General features: G+C 70.6%; 14 protein-coding genes. 4 read left to right on the forward strand and 10 right to left on the reverse strand.

The window, feature by feature from the left end:
* Positions 1 to 281 precede the first annotated feature (281 nt).
* Complete coding sequence (locus BJ988_RS23315) at positions 282 to 1,064, forward strand: hypothetical protein (RefSeq protein WP_179660254.1); 783 nt, start codon at positions 282 to 284, stop codon at positions 1,062 to 1,064.
* Here BJ988_RS23315 and BJ988_RS23320 read toward each other — a convergent pair.
* Together BJ988_RS23320 and BJ988_RS23325 are read right to left on the reverse strand one after the other, a co-directional pair.
* Complete coding sequence (locus BJ988_RS23320; protein WP_179660255.1) at positions 1,012 to 2,490, reverse strand: DUF7059 domain-containing protein; 1,479 nt, start codon at positions 2,488 to 2,490, stop codon at positions 1,012 to 1,014. The two genes, BJ988_RS23315 and BJ988_RS23320, sit on opposite strands and share 53 nt — an antisense overlap.
* Before the next feature lie 26 nt (positions 2,491 to 2,516).
* Complete coding sequence (locus BJ988_RS23325; protein WP_165109518.1) at positions 2,517 to 2,852, reverse strand: anti-sigma factor antagonist; 336 nt, start codon at positions 2,850 to 2,852, stop codon at positions 2,517 to 2,519.
* 188 nt (positions 2,853 to 3,040) lie between these two features.
* On the opposite strand from BJ988_RS23325, the gene BJ988_RS23330 reads away from it, so the two are divergent.
* Complete coding sequence (locus BJ988_RS23330) at positions 3,041 to 5,359, forward strand: DEAD/DEAH box helicase (protein ID WP_179660256.1); 2,319 nt, start codon at positions 3,041 to 3,043, stop codon at positions 5,357 to 5,359.
* 48 nt (positions 5,360 to 5,407) lie between these two features.
* Positions 5,408 to 5,743 (forward strand): hypothetical protein, encoded by a 336-nt coding sequence (locus BJ988_RS23335; protein WP_179660257.1) that lies wholly within the window; start codon positions 5,408 to 5,410, stop codon positions 5,741 to 5,743.
* Here the strand turns inward: BJ988_RS23335 and BJ988_RS23340 are convergent.
* From BJ988_RS23340 to ssd, 7 genes are all read right to left on the reverse strand, one after another.
* Positions 5,740 to 6,111, reverse strand: a complete 372-nt coding sequence (locus BJ988_RS23340) for an Rv3654c family TadE-like protein (protein WP_343051754.1) — start codon at positions 6,109 to 6,111, stop codon at positions 5,740 to 5,742. The two genes, BJ988_RS23335 and BJ988_RS23340, sit on opposite strands and share 4 nt — an antisense overlap.
* A complete protein-coding gene (locus BJ988_RS23345) occupies positions 6,108 to 6,500 on the reverse strand; it encodes a TadE family protein (protein ID WP_179660258.1) in 393 nt (130 codons plus the stop codon). The genes BJ988_RS23340 and BJ988_RS23345 overlap by 4 nt, the downstream gene beginning before the upstream one ends.
* Before the next feature lie 3 nt (positions 6,501 to 6,503).
* Positions 6,504 to 6,680, reverse strand: a complete 177-nt coding sequence (locus BJ988_RS23350; RefSeq protein ID WP_179660259.1) for a DUF4244 domain-containing protein — start codon at positions 6,678 to 6,680, stop codon at positions 6,504 to 6,506.
* Positions 6,681 to 6,907: 227 nt separating this feature from the next.
* Positions 6,908 to 7,633, reverse strand: coding sequence for a type II secretion system F family protein (locus BJ988_RS23355; RefSeq protein WP_179660260.1), 726 nt, complete (start codon positions 7,631 to 7,633; stop codon positions 6,908 to 6,910).
* On the reverse strand, positions 7,630 to 8,403 hold the full coding sequence (locus BJ988_RS23360) for a type II secretion system F family protein (protein ID WP_179660261.1): 774 nt from the start codon (positions 8,401 to 8,403) through the stop codon (positions 7,630 to 7,632). Before BJ988_RS23360 ends, BJ988_RS23355 begins: the two co-directional genes overlap by 4 nt.
* Positions 8,400 to 9,575 (reverse strand): TadA family conjugal transfer-associated ATPase, encoded by a 1,176-nt coding sequence (locus tag BJ988_RS23365; RefSeq protein ID WP_179660262.1) that lies wholly within the window; start codon positions 9,573 to 9,575, stop codon positions 8,400 to 8,402. Before BJ988_RS23365 ends, BJ988_RS23360 begins: the two co-directional genes overlap by 4 nt.
* On the reverse strand, positions 9,572 to 10,627 hold the full coding sequence (ssd, locus tag BJ988_RS23370; RefSeq protein ID WP_179660263.1) for a septum site-determining protein Ssd: 1,056 nt from the start codon (positions 10,625 to 10,627) through the stop codon (positions 9,572 to 9,574). The genes BJ988_RS23365 and ssd overlap by 4 nt, the downstream gene beginning before the upstream one ends.
* 124 nt (positions 10,628 to 10,751) lie before the next feature.
* Between ssd and BJ988_RS23375 the strand changes: the two genes are divergently transcribed.
* The gene (locus tag BJ988_RS23375) at positions 10,752 to 11,546 is read left to right on the forward strand and encodes an HAD family hydrolase (protein WP_179660264.1); all 795 of its coding nucleotides are present in this window, start codon (positions 10,752 to 10,754) and stop codon (positions 11,544 to 11,546) included.
* Between the two features lie 299 nt (positions 11,547 to 11,845).
* Here the strand turns inward: BJ988_RS23375 and BJ988_RS23380 are convergent, their stop codons facing one another.
* Positions 11,846 to 12,577, reverse strand: a complete 732-nt coding sequence (locus BJ988_RS23380; protein ID WP_179660265.1) for a Fic family protein — start codon at positions 12,575 to 12,577, stop codon at positions 11,846 to 11,848.
* Positions 12,578 to 12,611: the final 34 nt, after the last annotated feature.

Here is a 12,611-nt window from a genome sequence, read left to right on the forward strand (position 1 = left end):
GGCGAGACACGTTAGCGCGTGTCTCCAGCCGGCATGGGTCCAGTCACCGCGGTTCATGCGGCACTGAGCTCTCGGACAACATGGCGTGTTGCCTTGGGCGCCGCGAAGACAATACCTAGCACGCTCAGGAGCGGGAGCGTGAAATCGGTGTCTCATCGTGGTCACCGCCGGATTGCCTCTGAGGCGGCTGGAGAGCGGCTCGAACGGTTCTGTCGGTGGTCGTCCGTATGGTGTCTTCCGAGGACGGCGAGACCAATCCGAACCGAGAGAGGTCTCTGCTGATGAGCGACACCGAATACGTCAACACCGAATACATCGACACTGAATACATCGACTACGTGGAGGGTCTGGCCACTCCCCCGGAGCATCTGGTGTGCTCCGAGTGCGCGCAGCTGCTCACCCGGACCAACCTGATCCTGGAGCGGCTGGAGGCCGAGCTGACCCGTCCGCGCTGGCCGGAGCCGGCGACGCCGTCGCGACCGGATCACGAGGTGGCGCTGGACTGGCTGGCCGCGCTGTGCGGCGGCCACGAGGCGGTCACCGCGCTGGATGCCGCGCCGCTGACCGAGGACGCGCTGGACCTCCCGATCGTTGAGGATTCGGCGGGGCGTACGCAGCTGGAGGCGGTGGCCGCCCTGCTGGACGAGGTCGCGGCCGACTTTCCGGTCGAGGTCGGCTTCGCGCTCCGGCGGGCACTGCTGCGGCTGTGGGAGATCGACCCGCTCGTCGTCGACCGGCCCACCCCAGCAGCTCATGTGGCAGCTGGGATCGTGTGGACGGTCCTGGGCGCCAACGGGCTCGCCGGGCCGAGCGGTCTGGTCACCGCGACCGCGCTCAAGGATCGGCTGGGAGTGAAGAAGATGCCGTCGGCCTACGGCAAGCAGCTGGCGGCCGCGCTCCGCGGTTTCTGGCCGTGGCAGACCCAGCGGCCGTGGGGTCTGCGCGACCTTCCCGACCTCGAGCCGCTCGGCTATCCCGACCTGCTCGTCTCGAGCGTGCGCAGACGCCTGATCAGGTTGCGGGACCAGGCGTGCCTGGTGCGGGACGGAGAAAACCCTCGCTGACCAGCTCCCGGGCGATCGGCAGATAGCTGCTCCGCACGACCGCGGGGTCGCGGTCGAGGATCTGCGCGAGCGCGTCGAGGATCTGGCCGACAGCCAGGTCGCCGTCGCACGCGCCCGCGAAGGCCGCCTCGATCGTGTCGGCCTGGCGGGCGCGTCGCAGACCGCGCTGCTGGCGCAGCACGACGGTGCTCGGGTCCTCGGCGCCGGGCTGGCCGAGGGTCTCCTGCTGGACGTCCTCGGCGAGCACCAGGATCGACTCTTCGGTGACCTCGACGCGAGCGGCGTCGCCCCATGCCTTCAGCGCCGGGGCGATCGGCTGCTCGACGTCGTAGGGCCACTCGAGGAGCTCGCGCTTCGGGTTGCTGACGTCGGTTCGGTGCAAGTTGATCCAGCCGAACCCGACGCCCTCGATCCTCTGATCCTCGAACCACGACAGCCAGGTGTCATAGCGGGTCAGGTAGTCCTCGGAGCCGTGGTGTCCGGAGTCCTTGAGCCAGAGCTCGACGTACGACGCCGGGTCGAGCACCTCACGCTGGACGACGAACGCGTCGACGTCGTCGCCGAGCCATCCCTCGAGGCGGTCGTCCCAGGGCTGGTCCTTGGAGATGATCCAGTTGCCCAGGATCTGACACCAGCCACCCTCGGTGAGCATGCCCGGTGCGGCCCTGACGATGTCCTCGACCACCCGGTCGCCCGGGAGGCCGGAGTCGCGGTAGACCAAGCGCTCACCGGTTGCCGGGCTGATCACGAACGGCGGGTTGGTGGCGATCAGATCGAAGCGCTCACCGGCGACGGGCTCGAAGAACGATCCGTTGCGTACGTCGATCCGGTCCGCGACGTCGTTGAGCGCGGCGTTGAACGCGGTGATCCACAGGGCTCGCTGGTTCACGTCGGTCGCGACCACACGGTCGCTGTGCGTGGCGAGGTGGAGGGCCTGGACGCCGCAGCCGGTGCCGAGGTCGAGCGCCGTGCCGACCTGGTCGCGGATGGTCAGCTGCGCGAGCGAGGTCGAGGCCGGGCTGATCCCGAGCACGTGCTCGCGGCCGATGCGCTGGGGGCCGCCGTCGAGCCCCGGGGTGAGGTCGGAGACGACCCACAGGGCGGTGTCGTCGGTGGCGTACGGGCGTACGTCGAGACGGGCGGCCACCTCGCCCACCGACTGCTCGAGGATCCCCTCGACGGCAAGCCGGTCGACGAGCCCTGGGAGGGCCGCTTCGGCATGGTCGAGCGGCACCGTCGTCTGCAGCAGGAAGAGTCGGATGAGGGTCTCGAGCGGCGAGCCACCATGGGTGCGCCGACGGCCCGGCAGGGTCTCGTTCCGGCTCAGCGCGCTGTGAGCGATCGGACCGAGCAGCTCGGCGATGGAGTCGTACGAGAAGTCGGCCTGCTGGAGGGCGTCACGAAGTCGGTGCGGGAGATCACTCACACCTGGAGCCTAATGCGCTACCAGCGTCAGCCTGCGGCCGCGCCCTCGGCGCTGGCGTGGATGTCGAAGACCTTGGCGAGGCCGGTGATCCGGAAGATCTTGAGCAGTCGCTCCTGCGTGCAGACGAGCCGGAGCATGCCATCGTGCTGGCGCACCTTCTTCAGTCCACCCACCAGGACGCCGAGGCCGGTGGAGTCGAGGAACTCCACGGCTTCGAGGTCGACGACGATGTCGTAGTGCCCTCTGGCGACGAGCTCGGTGATCTTGTCCCTCAGCTTCGGCGCGGTATAGACGTCGATCTCGCCGCCCACGGCCACGACGGTGGCCGAGTCGAGCTCGCGAGTCGCAAGCGTCAGATCCACTTCGAAGTTCTCCTGCCAAGGAACGTGAGACGACCAGCTCCGGTATCGACCATCCGCGAGTCCGACACCCGGAGTCGATCGTAATGTAACCACGGCTCACCAGGATGCGCGCAAGAAACTCGCAACGTCATGGCCACGATGCGGGGCCGCAAGCGTGGAAGCCACCAGGATTCTGGGAGAATAGGCAGGTGTTGACAACAGCGACCGGTGATCTCGTACGCCGGCTCGCTGACGTCCCGGGCCGAGAGGACCGGCTCGCCCACCTCGAGCAGGTCCCGCCGAGAGAGGCGGTCTACGCAGACTGGCCGACGTGGACTTCGGCCGAAGTGGTCGGCGCCTTCACCGCTCGCGGGATCGAGCGGCCCTGGCAGCATCAGGCGGTGGTCGCCGAGGCCGCCCATGAGGGCAGCCACGTGATCGTCTCGACCGGCACCGCCTCCGGGAAGTCGCTGGCCTATCAGCTGCCCGCGCTGACCGCGATCCGAGACGGACGCGGTCCACGTGGCGAGCGCGGCGCCGGCGTCCTCTACCTCGCTCCCACCAAGGCCCTCGCCCAGGACCAGCTGAGCGGACTGCGCGAGCTCGGCGTCGACGTGCGCGCGGTCACGCACGACGGCGACAGCACCCGGGAGCAGCGGGACTGGGCACGCGACTTCGGTGAGTACATCCTGACCAACCCCGACATGCTGCATCGGTCGCTGCTTCCCGGTCATCAGCGGTGGGCGGCCTACTTCCGTTCGCTGCGCTACGTAGTCATCGACGAGTGCCATCACTACCGTGGCGTCTTCGGGGCGCACGTCTCGCACGTGCTGCGGCGGCTGCGGCGGATCTGCGCCCTCTACGGTTCATCGCCGACGTTCATCCTGGCCTCAGCGACGGTCGCCGAGCCGTCGACGGCAGGTGAACGGCTCATCGGCCTTCCCGTGCTCCCGGTGACCGCCGACGCCTCCCCGCGCGGCGAGCTCTCGATCGCGCTGTGGCAGCCGCCGCTGACGACGTACGCCGGGGAGAACGGCGCCCCCGTGCGCCGCGCGGCCTCCGCCGAGACCGCCGACCTCCTCGCCGACCTGGTCTCCTCGGACGTACGCACCCTGGCCTTCGTACGTTCCCGGGTCGGCGCCGAGCAGGTCGCCCTGACGGCAGCCGCCGAGCTCGCTGAGGTCGATCCGTCGCTGCCGAGCCGCGTCGCTTCCTACCGCGGCGGTTATCTGCCCGAGGAACGCCGGGCCATCGAGGCGTCGCTGCGCTCCGGCGAGCTGATGGGTCTGGCGGCGACGAACGCTCTCGAGCTCGGCATCGACATCAGCGGGCTGGACGCGGTCTTGCTGGCCGGATATCCGGGCAGGCGGTCGGCCTTCTGGCAGCAGATCGGCCGTGCCGGGAGAGGCGCGGGCGACGCACTCGGCATCCTGGTGGCCCGCGACGACCCGCTGGACACCTACCTCGTCACCCATCCGGAAGCGCTGCTCGGCCAGCCGGTCGAGGCCACCGTCTTCGACCCGGCGAACCCCTACGTCGTCGGCCCTCACCTCTGCGCCGCCGCGCAGGAGCTGCCGCTGACGGAGCCGGATCTGCCACTCTTCGGGCCGGGCGCGCGCGAGATCCTGGACAACCTGGTCGCCTCGGGACTGCTCCGCAAGCGGACTCGTGGCTGGTACTGGACCGACCGGCGCCGCGCCGCCGATCTCGCCGACATCCGTTCGTCGGGCGGCTCTCAGGTGCAGCTGATCGAGGCCGAGACCGGCCGGGTCGTCGGCACGGTCGACGCGGCCAGCTCGCACGCGAGCGCGCATGCGGGGGCCGTCTACGTCCACCGCGGCGAGACCTATCTCGTGCACGAGCTCGACCTCGACGAGAACGTCGCGGTCATCTCGCGCGACGACCCCGGGTACTCCACCTTCGCCCGGGAGATCACCGAGATCTCGATCGTCGCCGAGCGTGAGCATGCCGGCTGGGGAGAGTGCCGCCTGGCGTACGGCGATGTCGACGTCACCCATCAGGTCGTCTCGTTCCTGCGCCGGCGCCAGCCGAGCGGCGAGGTGCTCGGCGAGGAGCTCCTGGACCTCCCCGAACGTACGCTGCGTACCTCCGCCGTCTGGTGGACCGTGCCCGCCTCGGCCCTCGAGTCGGCCGGCCTGGAGAAGGCGGACATCCCGGGCGCCGCCCATGCCGCCGAGCACTGCTCGATCGGCCTGCTGCCGCTGATCGCGACGTGCGACCGCTGGGACATCGGCGGCGTGAGCACGGCGTCCCATCCGGACACCGGCATGCTCACCGTCTTCGTCTACGACGGTCATCCCGGTGGAGCCGGATTCTCGGAGCGCGGGTTCCGTGCCGCCCGGGAATGGCTGGGCGCCACCTTGGAGACCATCGAGGCGTGCGAGTGCGACGACGGCTGCCCCTCCTGCGTGCAGTCGCCCAAGTGCGGCAACCAGAACAACCCGCTCGACAAACAGGGCGCGATGGTGTTGTTGCGGCTGCTCTTGTCCGCGAGGTCGCGCGGGTAGGGGCGCGCCTACCCGCGCGACCTCGCTTTTTAGGCCTAGTCTGGGGAAATGTTGATCTTGGGCCTCGTGCTGATCGTCGTCGCAGCCGTCCTCATCGTTCTGGGTCTCTTCACGACCGGCAACGGCAATCTCGACGACCCGACCGCGACCATGCTCGGTCTGCCGGTCGGTGCGACGCCGATCTTCGTGATCGGCCTCGTCGCCGGCGTCCTGCTCCTCTTCGGCATCTCGCTGACCAAGTGGGGCGGCAAGCTCCAGATGAAGTACATGAAGCAGAAGCGCGAGATGCGGACCATGGCCAAGACGCTCCAGGACGCCGAGACCAAGACCAACATCGAGCCCAAGTCCGAGCCCAAGTCCGAAGCCAGGCCCGAGGACATCTAGGACGAGGGCGGACCCGTCGGGCCCGCCCTCGCCTTGGCGACCGGATCTCCGGGCTGACCGAGCCAGCGCGGCCCCTCGACTCGCACGGTGACCGTGACGTCCTCTCCTGCGATCTCACAGGACTCCAGGGTGGCCCCGTTTCGATCGGTGATCGTCGCCGCTGCCGCGCACGCATCGCCGGAGACCTGGAGCGCGTCGGCTCCCGCGAGCGCAGCCAGATCGGCCGCGGACTGTGCGGTGCGGTGGGCCACGAAGACCGCGCCCACCACACCCAGAGCCGCACCGACGAAGAGCAGCAGACCGAGCGCACCGACGGCGAACGGCGCTGACGACCCACGCTCGTTCTGAACTGCTCGGATCGGGCTCACTGCTCCCCCTGCGCGGTGTCCTGAGCCTGTCGAAGGGTCGCCTCGGTCGCGGCGACCGCCTCACCCCGCACGGTCACACCCGGCATCCAGCTGAAGATCCCACCGGGCCCGGCGACCCGGGCCTGAGCCGAGGCCACGACCTCCTCGGCACCGGCGCTGACACGCACCTGGGTGCCCGCTGGTCCGATCCGCCGGCCGCGAGCGACGGCGGCACCGTTGTCGTCCCCGCGGGCGACAGCCCGAGCGGTCTCACGGGCCGCGTCGACCACCTGGATCTGCGCTGCCCCCACCGACAGCAACCACACCAACCCGATGGTCACCGCCACCAGGAGCGGGATGACCATCACCAGCTCCGCGGTGGCGGCGCCCCGTTCGTCCCGCTCGGCCATGGCTCAGATCCCCAGGAGACTGAGCACGTGCTGGAACAGCCTGTTGAGAAGGTCGTTGCCGAGCCCGCCGGTGAGCAGCTTGTAGAGCAGGCCGGCAAGCCCTGCGCCGGCCGCCGTGCCCACGGCGTACTCAGCCGTCGTGATCCCCTTCTCGTCCTTCTGAAGATGTGCCTTGCTCATGATGGTCCTCTCCTGGTCGATGGCCGTCCGTACGGCCGTTCAATGACGACGATGGCTCGCGCCATCGACATTCGCGACCGTCATTTCGCTACCTGTGGACAACCCCGTCCCGAACCTGCCCTGTGGACACCGATCGGCCCGATGACCAGGGATTACAGGAGTCGGCCGAGGCGTCCGGTGACGCCTCGGCCGACGCGGGTGACGTCTCGGCAGGCTGAGCTCGGCGGTCAGATGCCGAGGTTGACGAGCAGACCGCCAACGACCGGCACGACGCCCAGCAGCAGGAAGGCAGGTAGGAGACAGATCCCGAGTGGGACGGCGGCCTTGACGCCTACAGCGCGGGCCCGATCCTCGACCTCGGCGCGGGCGTTCCTGGTCAGGTCGTCGGCGAGTCGCTCGACCGTCGTGGCGACCGGGGCGCCGGTGGCCTGAGCTCGGGCCAGTGCCCGGCCCAGAGGCGCCAGGGCCGGGTCGTCCACCAGGGTGCGCCAGGTCTTCTCCGGATCGGCTCCGAGGCGGAGCCGAGAAGCCGCCGGCAGGAGTCGGGCACCTGCCGGTCCGGGAAGCGCCGCCGCCACCGCGACCAGGGCCTCGGCAGGCGCCGCACCGGAGGAGAGCGCGGCGGAAAGGAGACGAACCAGGGCGGGCAGCTCGGCCTTGGCCGCCTCGCGTTCGCGCCGCACGTCGGCCGGCTCCACCCGGCCGATGACCAGCCAGCAGACGGCGCCCGCCGGAGCGGCGAGCACAGCGCCCACGGCACCTCCGACGAAGGAGTAGACAGCGCCGGCGGCAAGCAGCGCCAGGAGCAGCCGCCAACGCATCATCCAGCCGCCCGGATCGTCCCGGTCCTCCTCGACGACCGCGCCTACGCCAGGAAGACGTGGGGTCGGCGCCGGCAGCAACGCTGCCGCCAGCCCCAGCCCCAGCGCGATCGCGGCAACCCACGCTGTCATGTCGCCTCGACCCCACGCGCGAGGCCCTCGATCCACCACAGCCCCAGCCAGCCGAGCAGCAGCCCGAGGCCGAGGCAGGCCAGGCCGACCGGCGATCCGAAGAGGAATGCCAACGGATCACCGCCGACTCCGCTGCCCATCGCCAGAGCGGCCACGGGCAGGCCGGCGATCAGACGAGCGGTGGAGCGGGCGGATCCGAGCTCACCGTCGACCACCCGCCGGGTGGCGGCAGCGGCTCGCAGGTCGAGCGCGACCCGGTCGAGCGCGTCCGCGAGACCGCTCCCGGTCTGGTGCGCGATCTGCCAGGCCGCGGCGACCACGCGAAGCGATCCCGCCCCAGGAACCTCGGCGACCTTCCGCCAGGCGGCAGGGACGTCCGAGCCCATCCGCTGTGCCTCCGCGACCGGCTCGATCATCGGCCACTCCGCGGCGAGCTGTGACAGCGCCGGCCCCGGCGGGTGCCCGGCTGCGAGCTCGGCGGCCATCTGCTCGCAGGCCTCGACGACGCGGTTGGCCGTACGCCCCGCCTCGATCCGCTCACAGCGGCGCCGCCACAGGGCGACCCCGCCGAAGCTGGCGATCCCGAGCAAGACAGCCGCGACGACCGCCTTGCCCGGGAAGACGATGGGGATCAGGGCGACCAGGAGGAACGTCCACCGCGGCACCCGCCATGCGGGCGACCGTGATCCGACGTCCGCTCGTGGACGGAGCATCAACGCGGCGGCGGCCCCGGCCAGGACAGCGACCAGGCCGAGGCTCAGCCCGCTCACCGCTCGGCTCCCAGCAGCGCCTCGAACCGGTCCGATGCCGGTCCGGCGATCACGCCGTCATCGGCGGCCACCGAGAAGGCGGTCTCCATCTGCACCAGCCCATCGGCTCCGCGACACGGGACCGCGATCTCGGTCAGCACCCGGCGGCCGTCACGCCGACGCAGATGCACGACCACATCCACACCTGAGGCGAACTGGCTGTGCGCCGCCTCCCGACCCAGCCCGGCGGCAAGCGCCAGAGCCTCGACCCGCGCCGGGACGTCGGCCGCGGAGTTGGCGTGCAGCGTGCCGCAGCCGCCCTCGTGCCCGGTGTTCAGCGCAGCGAGCAGGTCGACGACCTCGGCACCACGCACCTCCCCCACGACCAGCCGGTCCGGTCGCATCCTGAGTGCTTGGCGGACCAGGGTGTGGAGCTCGACAGCACCTGCGGCCTCGATGTTGGCCGGCCGCGCCTCCAGACCGACCACATGCGGATGGTCGGGGCGCAGCTCGGAGGCGTCCTCCACCAGCACCAGCCGCTCCTCGGGCGGCACCAGCGACAGCAGAGACGCCAGCAGCGTGGTCTTCCCGCTGCCCGTTCCTCCCGACACCAGGAAGGCGGAGCGCGCCAGCACCAGCCGTCGCAGGAGATCCGCGACGGCAGGCACGACCATCCCGGAGGACTCCAGCTCGTCGAGCGTGAACGCCCGCGCCGAAGGAACCCGGAGCGAGATCACCGTGCCTGGTCGCGCCAGCGGCGCGAGCACCGCGTGGAACCGGCTGCCGTCGCCCAGCCTCAGGTCGACATAGGGCGAGGCGTCGTCCAGACGACGTCCGGCGCCAGCAGCCAGCCGTTGCGCCAGGCGCCTGACCGCATCGTCGTCGGGAAAGGCGACCGGAGCGGGTTCCAGGCCGGAGCCGCGGTCGATGAAGACCTGGTCGGGCCCGTTGACGAGGACGTCGGTCACCCCGGGCAACCGCAGCAGCGGCTCCAACGGACCGGCCCCGACCACGTCACGGCGCAGCATCTCGAAGACGCCCAGCACGGTCGCGTCACCGACGATCCGCCCCTCGGCGCGGAGCGCTTCCTGGACCCGGTGCGGGGTGAGCTCTCCTGGCGTACGCGCCAGGTGGTCGCGCACCAGGTCGACGACCTGGGGTGCGATGTCGACTGCCCCGGGAGCGCCCCTCATGCCGCCATCGCCCCTGCGCGAAGTCGGCAGCGCGTCAGCACCTCGGCCGCGGCCCGGGCCAGCGGCGCCCGCTTGGAGCGGATCGGCCCCAGCCCCAGATCGATGGCCTCGGACAGCCCGCGCTGGTCCGACAGCGAGGCGATCACCGAGACCCCGAGCGCTCGTCCGACGGCCTCCGGCTCGGCGGCGCGGCCACGGACGACGATCCGCACCCGCTCCCGCTCGGGAAGTCGAGCGATCAGCCGCGCAGCGGACGCCGTGCCGGTGACGTCAGCCCGGACCACGACCAAGACGATGTCGCACCCGGTCAGCAGCGCCTCGATGCCCTCGTCCGACTCACGTGGCAGGTCGACCACGACCAGGTCATGGCCTCGACGTGCGGCGGCGAGCACCTCGCGCGCGACCTCGGGTCTCGGTGGGACGGCGTCGCCACCCGGCCAGCCCAGCAGACCGAGCGAACCGATGTGTGGCACCGCCTCGCGCAACGCGCGAGCACCCAGTCGCCCGACGGTCTGACCGAGATCACCCCAGGTCACCCCTGGGATCTCGTCCAGACCGAGCACCCGGCCGGCACCCGGCCCGAGCCGGTCGGCGTCGACCAGCAGGGTCGGTCCACGCTCGGCTCCCAGGCTGGCCAGGGCCGCGGCGTACGTCGTCGCCCCGGCGCCACCCGACCCGGCCAGCACGCCGACGACCATGCCGTCGCCGCCCTCGCCGTCGCTGATGTCGGCGAGCAGGCCGGCGACCACGGTCTCGGCTGAGGGCAGCTCCAGCATCGTCTCGGCGCCGACCTCCAGCGCGGCCCGGAGCAGCGGCTCACCGGTCGCGCCCCATCCCACGACGTACACCCCGTCTCTCCGTGGCGGGCGCAACGATGCCACCTCCACCAGGAGATCGGCGCCGACGAGGATCAGCGGTGGTCGTTGCCATCGGCGCAGGGCGCCGACGGCGTCACCGCACTCCTCGATGGTGACGCCGGAGGCAGCGGCCAGGCGAGCCGCCTCAGCTGCCAGCAACGAGTCCGAGGTGATGACGAGAGGTTCCGAGGTCATGACAGCAGGATCCGTCTGGGTGCCGACATTTCCACCCGCAATTCCAGAGCCTGTGGATAACCCCGTCCCGAACCCGCCCTGTGGATGACGAACGGCCCACCCAGCGGGCGTCTACGATGAGCCCATGACACGCATCGCTGCGTTCTTCGACCTCGACAAGACGATCATCGCGAGGTCGAGCACGCTTGCGTTCTCCAAGCATTTCCAGGCCGGCGGCCTGATCACCCGTGCGGCCATGATCCGCTCGGCCTACACCCAGTTCGTCTACGTCGTCGGTGGAGCCGACCACGACCAGATGGAGAAGATGCGCAAAGCACTCTCCGAGATGGTCACCGGCTGGGACGTGGCCACGGTCAAGGAGATCGTCGCCGACACCCTGCACAACGTGGTCGACCCGCTCGTCTACGAGGAGGCCGTGCAGCTCATCGAGCAGCACCATGCCCAGGGTCACGACGTCATCATCGTCTCCGCCTCCGGCACCGAGCTGGTCGAACCGATCGGCGCGATGCTCGGCGCCGACCACGTCGTCGCCACCCAGATGGAGATCGAGGACGGCCGCTACACCGGCGAGATCGCGCTCTACGCCTACCGCGAGGAGAAGGCCCGCGCGGTCCAGGAGCTGGCCGAACGCTTCGGCTACGACCTGGAGCAGTCCTACGCCTACTCCGACTCGGTCACCGACACCCCCATGCTGGAGGAGGTCGGGCACGCGTTCGCCGTCAACCCCGACAAGGACCTCCGCAAGATCGCCAAGGAGCGCGGCTGGGACATCCTGGTCTTCAACAAGCCGGTCGCGCTGCGCAGCCGGGTGCTCACCCCGTCGACCCCGACCCTGGCCGCGCTGGCCGTCGGCGGCGCCGTGGCGATCGCCGGCGGCGTCATCTGGGCGGGTACGAAGCGCCGTCGCCTGGGCGCCTGACCCGCCCGGCACCAGGGTCGCGCAGAGCGCGAATCATCCTCCTCATCGGGCAGAAATTCCACCCTTGAATCTCGCCGCCGATCAGCGTAGAAACGATGACGTAACAAGACGTACACGAGTGCCAAGGCACCCACGCGGCGATCAACCCATCTGATGGGGTGCTGTAGTCGGGGAGAAATCCCGACGCAGTGACCAGACCCTGCACGCTTGGTAACCAGACGGCCTCGTGTCCGTGGTGGCATCCGGTGCTCACAACCCACCGGGTGCCACCTTCATTTGGGCGAGACCTTGCGCCCGGCCTACTCGGTCGCGTCCAGACGAAGCGGCGAGGCCTCGGCCCCGGCGGCGTACGCCTCGGCCGCATAGAGCAGCCACGAGTGCGCCCCCGCCTGGCCGCCTTCGCGGAAGCCGCGCAGGTTCGACTCGTAGGCGGCACGCAGCGCCAGGTGGCCGGCCTCCGGCACGACCAGCGACTTCTCGTCCACGCCGCGCGCGACCAGGACGAGCCGCTCTGCGGCACGCGCGACCAGCCCGTTGTGGGAGGCGAACGGCGCCGAGGTCGCCAGGTCGGCGTGCACGAACGCCGCCACGGCCAACGCCGGAGCCGACGTCGGGGCGAGCAGCAGCTCGGAGATGCGCCCCAACCGCTCAGCCGCGGCCGAGGACCGCGGCCGCCCCAGCTCCTCGGCCTCGAGCAACGCGCCCGCCACCAGCGCGTGCATCCGCGCGAACGCCTGCAACGGCGCCTGCTTCACCACCGGCACCAGCGCGAGCAGCTCGGTCGAGAGCCGCACCGCATCCTGGGCGATCGCGTCGCCACCGGAGGCACGCACCTCGCCGAGCGTCGATCCGGAGCCTTCCAGCACGGCGGACGCGTGCGCACCGCGCAGCAGCGACTCGGCGGTGGTCTCCGGGGACGTACGCCGAAGTCCCCGGTCACGCAGCATCACGTCGATGCCGTCACGAGCAGCGGCGAACCCCGACGCCACGCCTTCGAGCGACACCAACCGGGCAAGCGGATCCTCGTTCACGCCCTGAAGCCTATGCGCGCGTTACTCTGACCGA

The sequence above is a fragment of the Nocardioides panzhihuensis genome (assembly GCF_013408335.1).
In the GTDB taxonomy this organism is placed as follows: Bacteria; Actinomycetota; Actinomycetes; order Propionibacteriales; family Nocardioidaceae; genus Nocardioides; species Nocardioides panzhihuensis.